Annotated in this window: 13 protein-coding genes; 3 read left to right on the forward strand and 10 right to left on the reverse strand. The window is 71.7% G+C overall.

Features of this window, described 5'->3' with window-relative positions:
- Nucleotides 1-207 precede the first annotated feature (207 nt).
- From O1G21_RS25810 to O1G21_RS25820, 3 genes are all read right to left on the reverse strand, one after another.
- Nucleotides 208-1488, reverse strand: a complete 1281-nt coding sequence (locus O1G21_RS25810) for a glycine-rich protein (RefSeq protein WP_270147009.1) — start codon at nucleotides 1486-1488, stop codon at nucleotides 208-210.
- A 148-nt stretch (nucleotides 1489-1636) separates the two neighbouring features.
- Nucleotides 1637-2236: a cysteine hydrolase family protein gene (locus O1G21_RS25815; RefSeq protein WP_270147010.1), complete on the reverse strand. Its 600-nt coding sequence runs from the start codon at nucleotides 2234-2236 to the stop codon at nucleotides 1637-1639.
- Between the two features lie 65 nt (nucleotides 2237-2301).
- On the reverse strand, nucleotides 2302-3573 hold the full coding sequence (locus O1G21_RS25820) for an MFS transporter (RefSeq protein ID WP_270147011.1): 1272 nt from the start codon (nucleotides 3571-3573) through the stop codon (nucleotides 2302-2304).
- Nucleotides 3574-3712: 139 nt separating this feature from the next.
- On the opposite strand from O1G21_RS25820, the gene O1G21_RS25825 reads away from it, so the two are divergent.
- A complete protein-coding gene (locus O1G21_RS25825; RefSeq protein WP_270147012.1) occupies nucleotides 3713-4648 on the forward strand; it encodes a LysR family transcriptional regulator in 936 nt (311 codons plus the stop codon).
- Nucleotides 4649-4702: 54 nt separating this feature from the next.
- On the opposite strand, the gene O1G21_RS25830 is transcribed toward O1G21_RS25825, so the two are convergent.
- Nucleotides 4703-5122, reverse strand: a complete 420-nt coding sequence (locus O1G21_RS25830) for an arsenate reductase ArsC (protein WP_270147013.1) — start codon at nucleotides 5120-5122, stop codon at nucleotides 4703-4705.
- Between the two features lie 44 nt (nucleotides 5123-5166).
- Nucleotides 5167-5460 (reverse strand): hypothetical protein, encoded by a 294-nt coding sequence (locus O1G21_RS25835; protein ID WP_270147014.1) that lies wholly within the window; start codon nucleotides 5458-5460, stop codon nucleotides 5167-5169.
- 104 nt (nucleotides 5461-5564) lie between these two features.
- Here O1G21_RS25835 and holA point away from each other — a divergent pair, with 104 nt between their 5' ends.
- The gene (gene holA / locus O1G21_RS25840) at nucleotides 5565-6563 is read left to right on the forward strand and encodes a DNA polymerase III subunit delta (RefSeq protein WP_270147015.1); all 999 of its coding nucleotides are present in this window, start codon (nucleotides 5565-5567) and stop codon (nucleotides 6561-6563) included.
- Nucleotides 6564-6587: 24 nt separating this feature from the next.
- On the opposite strand, the gene O1G21_RS25845 is transcribed toward holA, so the two are convergent.
- From O1G21_RS25845 to O1G21_RS25855, 3 genes are all read right to left on the reverse strand, one after another.
- Complete coding sequence (locus O1G21_RS25845; RefSeq protein ID WP_270147016.1) at nucleotides 6588-7379, reverse strand: hypothetical protein; 792 nt, start codon at nucleotides 7377-7379, stop codon at nucleotides 6588-6590.
- Between the two features lie 268 nt (nucleotides 7380-7647).
- Nucleotides 7648-7917 carry a 30S ribosomal protein S20 gene (rpsT, locus tag O1G21_RS25850; protein WP_270147017.1) on the reverse strand — a complete coding sequence of 90 codons (270 nt, stop codon included), beginning with the start codon at nucleotides 7915-7917 and terminating at the stop codon, nucleotides 7648-7650.
- Between the two features lie 152 nt (nucleotides 7918-8069).
- The gene (locus O1G21_RS25855; RefSeq protein ID WP_270147018.1) at nucleotides 8070-8375 is read right to left on the reverse strand and encodes an antibiotic biosynthesis monooxygenase family protein; all 306 of its coding nucleotides are present in this window, start codon (nucleotides 8373-8375) and stop codon (nucleotides 8070-8072) included.
- A gap of 230 nt (nucleotides 8376-8605) precedes the next feature.
- Between O1G21_RS25855 and lepA the strand changes: the two genes are divergently transcribed.
- Complete coding sequence (lepA, locus tag O1G21_RS25860; protein WP_270147019.1) at nucleotides 8606-10474, forward strand: translation elongation factor 4; 1869 nt, start codon at nucleotides 8606-8608, stop codon at nucleotides 10472-10474.
- A 69-nt stretch (nucleotides 10475-10543) separates the two neighbouring features.
- Here lepA and O1G21_RS25865 read toward each other — a convergent pair whose 3' ends face one another.
- Together O1G21_RS25865 and O1G21_RS25870 are read right to left on the reverse strand one after the other, a co-directional pair.
- Nucleotides 10544-12442 carry an ABC transporter ATP-binding protein gene (locus O1G21_RS25865; RefSeq protein ID WP_270151274.1) on the reverse strand — a complete coding sequence of 633 codons (1899 nt, stop codon included), beginning with the start codon at nucleotides 12440-12442 and terminating at the stop codon, nucleotides 10544-10546.
- Between the two features lie 98 nt (nucleotides 12443-12540).
- A complete protein-coding gene (locus O1G21_RS25870) occupies nucleotides 12541-14274 on the reverse strand; it encodes an ABC transporter ATP-binding protein (RefSeq protein ID WP_270147020.1) in 1734 nt (577 codons plus the stop codon).
- Nucleotides 14275-14494: the final 220 nt, after the last annotated feature.

Consider the following 14494-nt stretch of genomic DNA (forward strand, 5'->3'; position numbering starts at 1 on the left):
CCCGTCGGCGTCCCGTCGAGCGGTGGATGAACCTTCACCCGAATTGGCTATGCCTTGCCGAGTTTGACGATCCGATTCCGGACTGTGGCCGTCCAGGGTGCGCGCCGGGGGACGTGCAGGACACGGAGACGGCGCGGGCCCCGCCGACCACCCGGCGGGGCCCTCGTGGAACTGCTCAGCGGTTGTGCCGCGGCGGTCCCTTCGGCGTCAGGATTTCACCGTCACGGTGATGCTCTCGGGGTTGCCGCTGTTGCCCTGGTAGACCGAGTCGCCGCTGTAGACGGCCGTGATGACGTGCGCGCCGGTGGTCCGGAAGAAGACCACGCGCCCGGCGGCGGCGCAGTCTCCGATGTTGAGGACCAGGCGCGCGGTGCCCAGGGTCGTGCCGGTGGTGGTGTCGGTGAACGTCACGGTGCCGGTGGGCGGGGTCGTGGCGCCCGTGCCGGCCGGGCAGACCAGGTCGTCGAGGACCACCGGTCGGCCGACCCGGACCTGCTGGGGGATCGCGAACAGGCGGGTGTTCACCGGTTTGCCCGGGGTGGGGTACCTGATGGTGATGCCTGCGGCGGCGCTGGTCACGGTGGGGCCGGTGCCGCCGGCCGGGACGAGGGACGACCCGCCGCCCCCACCAGCCGCATTCCCGATCGGGCTTACCTCGACGTTGATGTTGCCGCCACCGCCTCCCCCGTAGTAGCCGGCGCCGCCTCCGCCCCCCGTCAGGCTGATCCCTGGACCGCCGCCGGTGCCGCCGGTGCCGAGCGTGCCGGGGCTGCCGAACTGCTGCCCGCCGGCCCCGCCTTGAGTGGCCGTGCCCGCCCCGCCTCCGGTTCCGCCGCTGCAACCCCCGTCTGTGCCCGCCTGGCCGGCATCCCCGCCCGGGCCTGCCGCGCACCCGATGGTCGCCACCAGACCGGCTCCACCGCCGCCCGCGGCCACGATGCGGCGCGAGTCGGTGGTGGTGAGGGGGGTGGTGCGAGGTTGGGTGCGGATGTCGGAGGCTCCGCCTCCGCCGCCGCCGAAATAGGTGCTGCCACCGCCGTTGAAGCCGCCGGTGCACTGGGACAACGCGTAACAGGAGCCGTCGTTGGTGGCCTTGCCGCCGACTTCGACGTAGAGGGTCTGTCCGCCGGACAGGCCGGTGAGCGTGCCCGAAACCTGAGCGCCACGGCCGCCGGGTGTGTTGTTGCCCCCCTCCAGGCCGCCGGCCGCGCCGATCGCCGTGACGTCGACGTGGGTGACGCCGTTCGGGACGGTGAAGGTCTGCTCGGTGCCGGTGAAGGCGAACGTGCAGGTGGTGGTGGGGCCGGAGACCGTACAGGTGCCCTGCGCGTGGGCGGTCCCGGGCAGCGCGACCGGGGCGAGTCCGGCGACGCCGAGCAGGCCGGCCGCGACGGCCAGTGCCCGTCCGCGGCGGGCGGCCGAACCGGCACGTCCCCCGTTGGCCGCTGGGCCCGGCTGACCGGCGGCGGCCGGCGGTGAGATGTTCACGAGCTACTCCTGGAAGGCGGAAAGGGGTGCTTCGGCAGTCGATTGCCGTCCGCAACTGTGGATCAGGAGGCCCGGGCGCCGACGGAGACGGAGTCCTGACACACCGTCGATTCACCCCGGTGGTGTGCGGTCCCGGTCGTCGGGCGTGTCAGCCGGTCCGGAGCAGCTCGGGCAGTCCGGCGGTGTCGACGAAGTGCGCCCGGGTGGGGAGGACCCGGCTGAGCAGGACGTCGTGGACTTCGCGGTCCGGGTCGGCGACGCCGTCGGACAGGACGTACAGCAGGTAGTCGCGGTCGGCCGCGTCGAGGACGGTGGACAGGACGGCGCCGCCGGTGCTGAGGCCGGCGACGACCAGGGTGGTGATGCCGCGCTCGCGCAGCTGCCGGTCGAGGTCGGTGGTGGAGATGGCGCCGAAGCGGGTCTTGCGCACGACGATGTCGCCGGCTCGGGGAGCCAGGTGCTCGTGGACGGCGGTGGCGGGGTCCTCGTGGTGCATGGCGCGGTGCCGGGCCAGCGGGGCGAAGGCCTTGTTGGCGGCCGGGACGGCGTCCCAGTCGGCCTCGGTGAAGCCGACGCGCACGTGGGCGACGGTGCCGCCGGCCGCCCGGACGTAGGCGACGGCCCGTTCGATGCGGCCGAGCAGGGCTTCGCGGGCACCGTCCTCGGACAGGGCGGCCAGGATCGCGGGCTGGCAGTCCAGGACGAGAAGAGCGGTGTGCGCGGGGGCGAGCGCAGGGGTGGTGCTCACGCGGGTGTCTCCTTGCTGGTGCTGGTGGTGTGCGGTCTCGCCGGCGACGGAGGGCGCCGGTGGCGTCAGGAGTGGCTGAGGGACGGCTCCGGCTCGTGCGCCGACGCCTGGTCGCGTCGCGGGAGCAGCAGCGGGGTCGCGAGGACGAGCAGCCCCGCGACCGCGAGGGCGGTGCGCGGGCCGGTGGCGTCGGCGAGCAGCCCGCCGAGTGCGGTGCAGACGGCGATGGACGCCTGCTGGCCGATCGACCAGGCCGACAGGGTGCGGGCGACCAGGTGCTTGGGCGTGCGTTCGAGCCGGTAGGTGGCGAGCACCGGGGTGTACAGGCTCATGTTGACGATGATCGCCAGCTCGACGGCCATCACGGTGACCAGGCCGACGACGCCGGGGCGGACGAAGACCAGACCGATCAGCCAGACCGCGCGCAGGGTGCCGACGGTCCGGAAGACCCGGTGCCGTCCGTAGCGGGCCACGACGCGCTGGGCGAGCCGGGAGCCGATGAGTCCGCCGAGGCAGGGGGCGGCGAAGGCGAGGCCGTACTGCCAGGCCGGGAAGTGGAGTTGGCGCAGCAGGAGCACGGCGAGCAGCGGTTCGGTGGCCATGATCAGGCCGCCGACGAGCATGTTGTTGAGGTAGAGCGCCCGCAGGCCGGGGTCGCCCAGGATGTGCCGCCAGCCGTCGAGCACCGCGCCCGCCCGCACCGGGGTACTACCGATGGGCCGCGGGGTCTCCTCCCGGCCGCGGATCGTGGTGATGCCGAGGGCGGAGAGCAGGTAGCTGAGCGCGTCGGCCACCACGGTGGTGACCGGCCCGAACAGGCCGATCGCCGCCCCGCCCAGTGGTGGTCCGATCGCGATGGAGCTCCAGTTGGTGGACTCGAAGCGGGCGTTGGCCACGAGCAGGTCGTCCGGTCGGATGAGGGCCTTGAGGTGGGCGCCGCTGGCCGCGTTGAACGCGATCTTGGCCGCGGCGACCACGGCCGAGACCACCAGCAGCTGGACGAGGCCGAGCAGGCCGATGGCGTAGGCGAGCGGGATCGTCGCCATGGCGGCGAACCGGATCAGGTCCATCGCGATCATCACCGGGCGCTTGCGCCGGAACTCCACCCACGGCGCGAGCGGTACCGCGATCAGCGCGCCCACCGCGGGGCCCACCGCGGACAGCGCGGACACCTGGGCCGGCCCGGCGTGCAACGCCAGCACGGCGATCAGCGGCAGGGCCCCGAACCCGAGCCCGGACCCGTACGCGCTCACCGCGTACGCCGCCCACAGCCAGCCGAACTGCCGCCCCAACCGCTTCCTGCCGATCCTACTCAGTCCGCCCACCCTGCTCAGCATGCCCGGCGCGCTCCCTCGATGTTCCGTTCGAACAATCCGGCGTTGACCAGTGAGAGCTAACCGAGCGGCACAACCGCAGGTCAAACAACCGCATGGCCGTTGCCGTACAACCAACCGTTGTTCACTAGGGTGGATCGACGTGGACCTCGAAGCCGTACGCACCTTCGCCGCCGTCGCGGAAGCGGGCCAGTTCCAGAAGGCCGCCGTCGACCTGGCGATCACCCAGCAGGCCGTCTCCAAGCGCGTTGCCGCCCTGGAGCGGGACCTCGGCGTCCGGCTCTTCAGCCGCACCCCGCGCGGCGCCGAGCTCACCATCGACGGGCAGGCGTTCCTGCCGCACGCGCGCGAGCTGCTGCAGGTGGCCGAGCGCGCGGTCGCCTCCGTGCGCACCGACCGGCGCCCGCTGCGGGTCGACGTGATCGCCTCGCGCGGAGCGGCGGCGGGCCTGATGCGCGGGTTCCACGCCGCGCACCCCGAGTTCGACCTCAACGTGGTGATGCTGTTCGAGATCGAGGCGGCCGTCGCCGCCCTGCGCTCCGGTGCGATCGACGCGTCCTTCCGCGCCGTCGCCATGCCCGGCCGGCCCCTTCCCGAGGACATCGAGTCCGTCCGGGTGCTCGACGAGCCGCTCCAGCTGCTCACCGGCCCGGCCCACGCGTTGGCGGGCGCCCGCTCGGTGACCGTCGCCCAGCTCGTCGGTCACCGGATCTGGATGCCCGGCATCGTCCCCGGCACCGAGTGGGGCGCCTACTACGACGACCTCGTGGCCGGGTTCGGCCTCACCATCGAGGCGACCGGCCCGAACTTCGGCTCCGACGTGCTCCTGGACACGGTCGCCGACACCCCGGCCCTGGCCACCTTCATGAGCGAGCGGACCCGCCTCGTCTGGCCCGCCGGCCACGACCTGCGCCGCATCCCGGTGACCGACCCGACGCCCGTCTACCCGCACTCCCTGCTGTGGCACCGCGACAACCCCCACCCGGCACTGGCCGCCCTCCACGCGCACCTCGCCGCCACCCGGCCCGCCCTCGACGCCCCCGGCACTTGGCGGCCGGACTGGGTGCTCCCGCACTGACCGGCCCCCGCCGCGGCCGGCCTGGTCTGCGGCCGGCCTGGCCGGCGGTCGGAGTCAGTGCCGGGCCGGCACGGAGAGGTCGGCGAGCAGGGCGCGGACGCGGGTCTCGATCTCGTCGCGGATCGGGCGGACCGCGTCGACGCCCCGGCCGGCCGGATCGTCGAGCTTCCAGTCCAGGTACCGCTTGCCGGGGAAGAACGGGCAGGCGTCGCCGCAGCCCATGGTGATCACCACGTCCGAGGCCCGGACGGCTTCGTCGGTGAGGACCTTGGGGATCTCGCCGGAGAGGTCGATGCCGACTTCGGCCATGGCACGGACCACGGCCGGGTTCACGGTGTCGGCGGGGGCGGAGCCGGCCGACCGGACCTCGACCCGGTCGCCGGCGAGGTGGGTGAGGAAGGCGGCGGCCATCTGGGACCGCCCGGCGTTGTGCACGCAGACGAACAGCACCGAGGGGGTGGCGGGAGCAGTCACGGGGACATCCTTGAACGAGGACGGCTGGGCGGGTCGGGAGCCGGTCAGGCCTCTTCGCGCCAGCCCTCGTAGGAGGCGGCGAGGGTGTCCAGGGCGTGCAGCAGGGTGGGGGTCCAGCCGGTGGACGGGGGGTCGAGCACGACGAGCCACTGGGCGTCCTCGGCGTCGTCCTCGCCGGCCAGGGCGTCGCGGACGATCTCCGGTTCGCCGAGGTCCGGGTGGGCGGCGCCGAGTTCCTCGGCGGCCTCGTCGGCGGTGTCGCGGTCGGGCAGGACGAGCAGCTGGCGGACGAACGGGTCGTCGACGTCCGGGAGGGCGGGGGTGTGGTTCTCGGTCACCGGGCCATTCTCCCGGTCGGCCCGAACGCTCCGGCAGGGCGGTCGGCAGAGCACTCGGTCGGGACGGCCGGGAGTGTCCGCGGCGCGTGGGATGCTGGTAGGCGATGGCCAGGAAGAGTGCACCCGACGACCTGCTCGCCCCGCTGACCCTCGCGGTCGGCCAGGAGGAGCTGCTGCTGGACCGTGCCGTCGCCCAGGTGGTGGCCGCGGCGAAGGCCGCGGACCCGGACACCGACGTACGGGACCTGCCGCCCGGCGGGCTGCAGCCCGGCAGCCTGGCCGAGCTGACCACGCCCTCGCTGTTCGCCGAGCGCAAGGTGATCGTGGTCCGCGCCGCCCAGGACCTCTCCGCCGACTCGGTGAAGGAGGTCAAGGCCTACATCGAGGCGCCCGCCGAAGAAGTGATCATGGTGCTGGTGCACGCCGGCGGGGCCAAGGGCAAGGGCCTGCTGGACGCCGGACGCAAGGCGGGCGGCCGCGAGGTGACCTGCGCCAAGCTGGCCAAGGCGAGCGAGCGACTGGCCTTCGTCAAGGGCGAGTTCCGCACCCTGGGCCGCTCCGCGACCCAGGAGGCCTGCCAGGCGCTGTTGGACGCGCTCGGCAGCGACCTGCGCGAACTGGCGGCCGCGTGCAGCCAGTTGACCTCGGACGTCGAGGGCACCATCGACGAGACGGTGGTGGCCCGCTACTACAGCGGCCGGGCCGAGGCGACCGGCTTCGAGGTGGCCGACCTGGCCGTCACCGGCCGGGCGGCGGAGGCGCTGGAGCGGTTGCGCTGGGCGCTGGCCGTCGGCCAGCCGCCGACCGGCATCACCTACGCGCTGGCCTCCGGCGTGCGCAGCATCGGGCGGCTGGCGACGACCGGGCGGAACATGCGCCCGGCCGATCTGGCCCGCGAGTTGGGCATGCCGCCGTGGAAGGTGGACCGGGTCCGCCAGCAGATGCGCGGCTGGACGGGCGACGGGGTGGCCACCGCGCTGACCGCCATCGCCCAGGCCGACGCCGCCGTCAAGGGCGGCTCGGACGACCCGGCCTTCGCCCTGGAGCGCGCGGTGGTCGCCGTCGCCCGGGCCGCCCGGGCCGGCTCCCGCCCGGCGTACTGACCGCGACGTCCGGGCCGGGGAGCGCTACTTGCGCATGGCCCGTACGGCGTTGTCGGCGTCCGCCTGCAGCATGGTGCGGAGGTCGTTCATGGACGGCGGGGTGGTCTTCCCCTGGGTGTAGCTGGCGTTGTAGGTGATGTAGTAGGTCATCCCGCCGTCGCGGACGTCCACCTCGGCGTAGATGTCCCGGTACTTGTCGGAGCCGTCTTCCTTGTAGACGAAGTAGGCCTCTTCGCCGATCCCCGGGATGGTCGTGATCTGGTAGCCGCGCGACCGGTAGGTCTCCTTGTTCGCCGAGAGCTCGGGCGCGGGGTTGACCGCCTTGTGCAGGTCGGCGCGCAGGTAGGCCGAGGCGTACTCGCTGTCGCTGTCGCCGCCGATCCGCTTGAGTGTCATCGAGCAGTTCATGCTGTCCAGGGCCGGGTTCCGGTCGGTGTGGTGGCTCGGCGAGGAACTGCTCGTGCTGACCGAGTACTTCTCCAGCAGCCGGTTGGGCTTCCCGGTGGCGCAGAAGTCGTCCGAGACGTGGTAGCTGCCGAGGCTGCGCGGCGCGGAGTCGCCGCTGTTGCCGACCATGCCCGGGATGACCGTCACGGCGGTGGCCCAGCCGGCCGAGGCGAGCACCGCGCCGACGAACGCCCAGACGGCGTTGCGCCGCAGGTTGCGCTCGGAGCGGCCCTCAGAACGGCCCCCGGGCGCCCCCGGCGCGGCGGGCGGCCCCGGAGGGGGACCGTAACCGGGCGCCCCTTGCGTCCGCTGCGGGAACCCGTATCCCGGCCCGTTCGGCGCCGGGCTCGGCGGTGGTGGCGTCGTCATGACTGTTCCCCCCTCGGGACCGGCGCCGGGATGCCCCCGCATCCTCGGTCGCGCGTGATCGACCTTAGCGGCCGGGTCGCGGAACGCGACAGGCGCCGCAGTCGGTCTCCGGGGAGGAGTCCGGCTGCGGCGCCTGCCGTACAGCTGCTGTGCACCGCACCCGCGTGGCGAACGCAGGCCGCGTGCGGTGCGAGTCTCGCGCGCCTCAGGGGTCCGGGTAGAGGGCCGGGTCGTCCGGAGGCGGTGGGGGCCGGAGCCCCCGGAGGCGTCAGGCCTGGGCGGCCGCGTTGACGCGCTTGGTGATGGCCGACTTCTTGTTGGCGGCCTGGTTGGCGTGGATGACGCCCTTGCTCACGGCCTTGTCCAGCGCCTTGGAGGCGGCGCGGGCCAGCACGGTGGCCTTCTCGGTCTCGCCGGCGGCAGCGGCCTCACGGGCCTTGCGCAGGGCGGTCTTCAGCGAGGACTTGACGGCCTTGTTGCGCAGGCGCGCCTTCTCGTTGGTCTTGTTGCGCTTGATCTGGGACTTGATGTTCGCCACGAAGGAGCCTCAGTCTTGTCTGAATGGTTTGAACGGGCTGCACGCGGTGGCCGTCGGACCAGCTGAGAGGGCATGCCGAGGCCAGGTGCGGCAGCCCACGCTACCAGGGGCCCGCCGCCCGCCCCAAACCGGCCGCCGGGCCCGCGGACGGCTCAGGCGCTCAGCACCGGCTCCCCGTAGTGCTCGACCTCTGGGAACGGCCGGTAGAACCGGTGCAGCAGCTCCCGCCACCGCTGGTACTCGGCCGAGCCGCGGAACCCCTCGGTGTGGTCGGCGAGCGTCTCCCACTCCACCTGCAGCAGGAAGCGCGAGCCGCGCCCCTCGTCCAGGCAGCGGTGCAGCCGCAGGGAGCGGAAGCCGCGCTGGACGGAGATCAGCGGACGGGCCTCGGCGAAGGCGGCGAGGAACTCGTCCTCCCGGCCGGGCAGGACGTCGAGCAGGGCGCTTTCGAGGATCATGGCAGGCCATCCTGCCCCCCGGCGGCCCGGCGGCCCGGCGGCCCGGCGGCCCGGCGGCCCGGCGGCCGGGCGGCGGAAGGCTGCGAGGTGCCCGAACGGCGCCCGGTGTCGCAGTCGTGGGAAGATGGGAGGAACTATTTCGATCGGACGAGACTGTCCGGTCCCCGGGATAGCCGGTCAGCGATGATCCGGACACCCCCGGCCCCGGACCAACGGAGAATCGGACCAAGGTGCCCGCGACCCCCAGCAATGTGCCAGAGCCCAGCCGTACCGACCCGGCGCTGATCCGCAACTTCTGCATCATCGCCCACATCGACCACGGCAAGTCGACGCTCGCAGACCGGATGCTGCAGATCACCGGCGTCGTCGACCCCCGGCAGATGCGTGCCCAGTACCTCGACCGCATGGACATCGAGCGCGAGCGCGGCATCACCATCAAGTCGCAGGCGGTCCGCCTCCCGTGGGCCCCCAAGACCGGGCCGGACGCCGGGACGACGCACATCCTCAACATGATCGACACCCCCGGCCACGTGGACTTCACGTACGAGGTGTCCCGCTCCCTGGCGGCCTGCGAGGGCACCATCCTGGTGGTCGACGCGGCCCAGGGCATCGAGGCGCAGACCCTCGCCAACCTGTACCTGGCGCTGGAGAACGACCTCACGATCGTCCCGGTCCTCAACAAGATCGACCTGCCGGCCGCCCAGCCGGAGAAGTACGCCGAGGAGATCGCCCACATCATCGGCTGCGACCCGGGCGACGTGCTCAAGGTCAGCGCCAAGACCGGTCTGGGCGTCGAGGACCTGCTGGACCACATCGTCAACACCATCCCGGCCCCGGTCGGCGTCGCGGAGGCCCCGGCCCGCGCGATGATCTTCGACTCGGTGTACGACGCCTACCGCGGCGTGGTCACCTACGTCCGTGTGGTGGACGGCCAGCTGAACAAGCGCGAGCGCATCCAGATGATGTCCACCGGCGCCACCCACGAGCTGCTGGAGATCGGCGTCATCTCGCCCGAGCCGAAGGTCGCCGACGGCCTCGGCGTCGGCGAGGTGGGCTACATCATCACCGGTGTGAAGGACGTCCGGCAGTCCAAGGTCGGTGACACGATCACCTCGCAGCACAAGGGCGCCACCGAGCCGCTCGGCGGCTACAAGGACCCGCGCCCGATGGTGTTCTCCGGCCTGTACCCGCTGGACGGCTCGGACTACCCGCTGCTGCGCGACGCCCTGGACAAGCTGCGCCTCAACGACGCCGCCCTGGTGTACGAGCCGGAGACCTCGGTCGCGCTCGGCTTCGGCTACCGCTGCGGCTTCCTCGGCCTGCTGCACCTGGAGATCATCCGGGAGCGCCTGGAGCGCGAGTTCAACCTCGACCTGATCTCCACCGCCCCGAACGTGATCTACCGGGTGGTGATGGAGGACGGCACCGAGCACACCGTCACCAACCCGAGCGAGTTCCCGTCCGGCAAGATCTCCGAGGTGTACGAGCCGGTCGTGCGCGGCACCATCCTGGCGCCGAACGAGTTCGTCGGCGCGATCATGGAGCTGTGCCAGTCCCGTCGCGGCAGCCTCCAGGGCATGGACTACCTGTCCGAGGACCGGGTCGAGCTGCGCTACACCCTGCCGCTCGCGGAGATCGTCTTCGACTTCTTCGACCAGCTGAAGTCCAAGACCCGCGGCTACGCCTCGCTCGACTACGAGCCCATCGGCGAGCAGACCGCCAACCTGGTCAAGGTCGACATCCTGCTGCACGGCGACGCGGTGGACGCCTTCTCCGCGATCGTGCACAAGGACAAGGCCTACAGCTACGGCGTGATGATGGCCGGCAAGCTGCAGAAGCTGATCCCGCGCCAGCAGTTCGAGGTGCCGATCCAGGCCGCCATCGGCTCCCGGGTGATCGCCCGCGAGACGGTCCGCGCGATCCGCAAGGACGTCCTCGCCAAGTGCTACGGCGGTGACATCTCCCGCAAGCGGAAGCTGCTGGAGAAGCAGAAGGAAGGCAAGAAGCGGATGAAGATGGTCGGCAGCGTGGAGGTCCCGCAGGAGGCCTTCATCGCCGCGCTGTCCACCGACGCCGAGGGGCCGAAGGACAAGAAGTAGCGGTGACGGAAGGGCCCGGGGCGCATCGCCCCGGGCCCTTCCGCATGCTCGCCGCCAGGTGCGGACCGGTCAGTCGACCTCGGCCACGGCCTCCGCGAACTGCGCCTGGTAGAGCCGGGCGTAGGCGCCGCCGGCGGCGATCAGTTCGTCGTGCGAGCCCTGCTCCACGATGGAGCCGTTCTCCATCACCAGGATGACGTCGGCGTCGCGGATGGTGGAGAGGCGGTGGGCGATGACGAAGCTGGTGCGGCCGGTGCGCAGCCGGGCCATGGCCCGCTGGATGAGCACCTCGGTGCGGGTGTCGACCGAGCTGGTGGCCTCGTCCAGGACCAGGATGGACGGCTGGGCGAGGAAGGCCCGGGCGATCGTGATCAGCTGCTTCTCGCCCGCGCTGACGCCGGTGCCCTCGTCGTCGATGACGGTGTCGTAGCCGTCCGGGAGGGTGCGCACGAAGCGGTCGACGTGGGCGGCCTTCGCCGCCTCGACGACCTGTTCGCGGGTGGCGCCCTGGGCGCCGTAGGCGATGTTGTCGGCGATGGTGCCGCCGAACAGCCAGGTGTCCTGGAGGACCATGCCGATGCCGGAGCGCAGGTCCTCGCGGGACATCGCGGCGATGTCGACGCCGTCGAGGGTGATGCGCCCGGAGCTGACCTCGTAGAACCGCATCAGCAGGTTGACCAGGGTGGTCTTGCCGGCGCCGGTGGGGCCGACGATGGCGACGGTCTGGCCGGGTTCGACCTTGAGGGAGAGGTCGTCGATGAGCGGCTTGTCGGGGTCGTAGCGGAAGGACACGTCCTGGAAGACGACCCGGCCGTGGACGGTGTCGGGCTTCTCGGGCATGGCCGGTTCGGGGCTCTGCTCGGGGGCGTCGAGCAGTTCGAAGACGCGCTCGGCGGAGGCGACCCCGGACTGCACCAGGTTGGCCATGCTGGCGACCTGGGTGAGCGGCTGGCTGAACTGCCGGGAGTACTGGATGAAGGCCTGGACGTCGCCGATGGACAGCGAGCCGCTCGCCACCCGTAGCCCGCCGACGACCGCGACCAGCACGTACTGCAGGTTGCCGATCAGCATCATCGCGGGCTGGATGATCCCGGAGATGAACTGGGCGCGGAAACTGGCGTGGAACAGCGCGTCGTTGTGCTCGCGGAAGGTCTCGGCGGACTCGCGTTGCCGGCCGAACACCTTCACCAGGGTGTGGCCGGTGTACATCTCCTCGATGTGGGCGTTGAGTTGACCGGTGGACTTCCACTGCTGGACGAACTGCGGCTGGGCCTTCTTGCCGACCTTGGCGGCGACGACCACCGACAGCGGCACCGAGACCAGGGCGATCAGCGCCAGCAGCCAGGAGATCCAGAACATCATCGCCAGCACACCGACCACGGTGAGCAGCGAGTTGACGACCTGTCCCATGGTCTGCTGCATGGACTGGCCGATGTTGTCGATGTCGTTGGTGACCCGGCTGAGCACCTCGCCGCGCGGCTGCTTGTCGAAGTAGCTGAGCGGCAGCCGGGCGAGTTTGGCCTCGACGTCCTGGCGCAGCCGGTAGCCGGCGGACTGGATCGCCTTGGTGGCGAGGCGGCCCTGGAGGATGCCGAAGCCGGCGGAGGCGAGGTAGATGCCGAGCACCCAGAGCAGGACGGAGCCGATGGCGCCGAAGTCCATGCCGTGGCCGGGGGTGAAGTCGACCGCGGAGAGCAGGTCGGCGATGCCGCCCTGGCCGTGGGCGCGCAGCCCGTCGATGACCTCGGCCTTGGAGGTGCCGGGCTGGAAGCGGGCGCCGATGACGCCGGCGAAGATCAGGTCGGTGGCGTCGCCGAGGATCTTGGGGCCGGTGACGGCGCAGCCGATGCCGAGCACGCCGAGCACCAGGACGCCGATCAGCAGCTTGCGTTCGGGGCGCAGCAGGCCGAGGACGCGCTTTCCGGAGCCCTTGAAGTCCATGGACTTCTCGGCGCCCTGGCCGCCCATGAAGCGGCCCGGTCCGGCCGGGCCGCGGCGGGCGGCGGCGGCCTGCGAGTCGCTGGGGAGCCGCTCCTCCGGTTTGGTGGCGGGCTTTCCGGGGGTGGTCACGCCGCCTCCTGCTCGGTGAGCTGGGAGAGCACGATCTCCCGGTACGTCGGGTTGTCGGCCATCAGTTCGTGGTGGGTGCCGGTGCCGACGACGGCGCCCTCGTCGAGGACGATGATCCGGTCGGCGTCGCGGATGGTGGACACCCGCTGGGCGACGATCAGGACGGTGGCGTCGGCGGTCTCGCGGGCGAGGGCCTTGCGCAGCTTGGCGTCGGTGGCGTAGTCGAGTGCGGAGAAGGAGTCGTCGAAGAGGTAGACGTCGGGCCTGCGGACGAGTGCCCGGGCGATGGCCAGGCGCTGGCGCTGGCCGCCGGAGACGTTGCCGCCGCCCTGGGCGATGGGGGCGTCCAGGCCTTCGGCCAGCTGCTCGACGAACTCCTTGGCCTGGGCGATCTCCAGGGCGTGCCAGAGTTCCTCGTCGGTGGCGTCGGGGCGGCCGTAGCGGAGGTTGCTGGCGACGGTGCCGGAGAAGAGGTACGGCTTCTGCGGGACGATGCCGACGCTGTCGGCGATGGCGTCGGCGGAGAGCTCGCGCACGTCCACGCCGTCGAGCAGGATCTGCCCGGAGGTGGCGTCGAAGAGCCGGGGGACGAGGCCGAGCAGGGTGGACTTGCCGCTGCCGGTGGAGCCGATGATGGCGGTGGTCTCGCCGGGGCGGGCGGTGAGGTCGATGCCGCGCAGCACCGAGGCCTCGGCGCCGGGGTAGCGGAAGTCGACGTCGCGCAGTTCCAGGTTGCCGCGGCGCAGCAGTTCGGTGACCGGGGCGGCGGGCGGGACGACGCTGGAGGAGGTGTCCAGGACCTCCTGGACGCGTTCGGCGCAGACCTCGGCGCGCGGCACCATCATGAACATGAAGGTGGCCATCATCACGCTCATCATGATCTGCATCAGGTAGGTGAGGAAGGCGGTGAGCGCGCCGATCTCCATGTCGCCGCTGTCGATGCGGTGGGCGCCGAACCAGAGCACCGCGACGCTGGAGACGTTCACGACCAGCATCACGCTCGGGAACATGACGGACATCAGCCGGCCGACCTGGCGGGCGGTCTGGGTGAGGTCCTCGTTGGCGTCGCCGAAGCGGTTCTGCTCGTGGTCGTCCTTGACGAAGGCGCGGATGACCCGGATGCCGGTGATCTGCTCGCGCAGCACCCGGTTCACGGTGTCGATCTTCACCTGCATGCTGCGGAACTTCGGCCGCAGGGCGCGCACCAGCAGGACGACGACAGCGCCGAGCGCCGGGATGACGGCGAGCAGCAGGCCGGACAACGGGACGTCCTGGTTGAGCGCCATGATGATGCCGCCGACGCACATGATCGGTGCGGCGACCATCAGGGTGAAGCTCATCAGGGCCAGCATCTGGACCTGCTGGACGTCGTTGGTGGTGCGGGTGATCAGGGAGGGTGCGCCGAACTGGCCGACCTCGCGGGAGGAGAAGCTCTGCACCCGCTCGAAGACGGCGGCGCGGAGGTCGCGGCCGAAGGCCATCGCGGTGCGGGCGCCGAAGTAGACGGCGCCGATCGAGCACAGCGCCTGGACCAGGGTGACGCCGATCATGACCGCGCCCAGGCGCAGGATGTAGCCGGTGTCGCCCTTGACCACGCCCTTGTCGATGATGTCGGCGTTGAGCGTGGGCAGGTAGAGCGCCGCGAGGGTGGATACCAGTTGGAGGACCACCAGCAGGGTGATCGGTCGGGAGTACGGGCGCAGGTGCGCCCGGAGCAGTCTGATCAGCACTGGCCCACTCTTGTCGTCGCCGGTCGGGTTCGCACCCCAATTCTCGTTGTTCGGTGGCGTCGCACAGACGATTCGGCGGCTGTCCGGCTGAGGTTTGCCGGGCCTTTGCCAATTGCCGTGCGGCGGGGTGTCAGCTGGATCCGCCCCCTTACGGAATGACCGGTTTCCCCCTAGGCTGCTGACTGAGCCCTTGTTACTGACCGGTACCACCCGCCGTCCA

The sequence above is a fragment of the Kitasatospora cathayae genome, from assembly GCF_027627435.1.
GTDB lineage: Bacteria > Actinomycetota > Actinomycetes > Streptomycetales > Streptomycetaceae > Kitasatospora > Kitasatospora cathayae.

Bases quoted from the DNA above. Each gene is read 5' to 3' on its own strand.
- O1G21_RS25820 (WP_270147011.1), bottom strand. From the start codon at position 3,573: ATGCTGAGCAGGGTGGGCGGACTGAGTAGGATCGGCAGGAAGCGGTTG.
- holA (WP_270147015.1), top strand. From the start codon at position 5,565: ATGGCCAGGAAGAGTGCACCCGACGACCTGCTCGCCCCGCTGACCCTC.
- O1G21_RS25845 (WP_270147016.1), bottom strand. From the start codon at position 7,379: ATGACGACGCCACCACCGCCGAGCCCGGCGCCGAACGGGCCGGGATAC.
- O1G21_RS25855 (WP_270147018.1), bottom strand. From the start codon at position 8,375: ATGATCCTCGAAAGCGCCCTGCTCGACGTCCTGCCCGGCCGGGAGGAC.
- O1G21_RS25865 (WP_270151274.1), bottom strand. From the start codon at position 12,442: ATGGGCGGCCAGGGCGCCGAGAAGTCCATGGACTTCAAGGGCTCCGGA.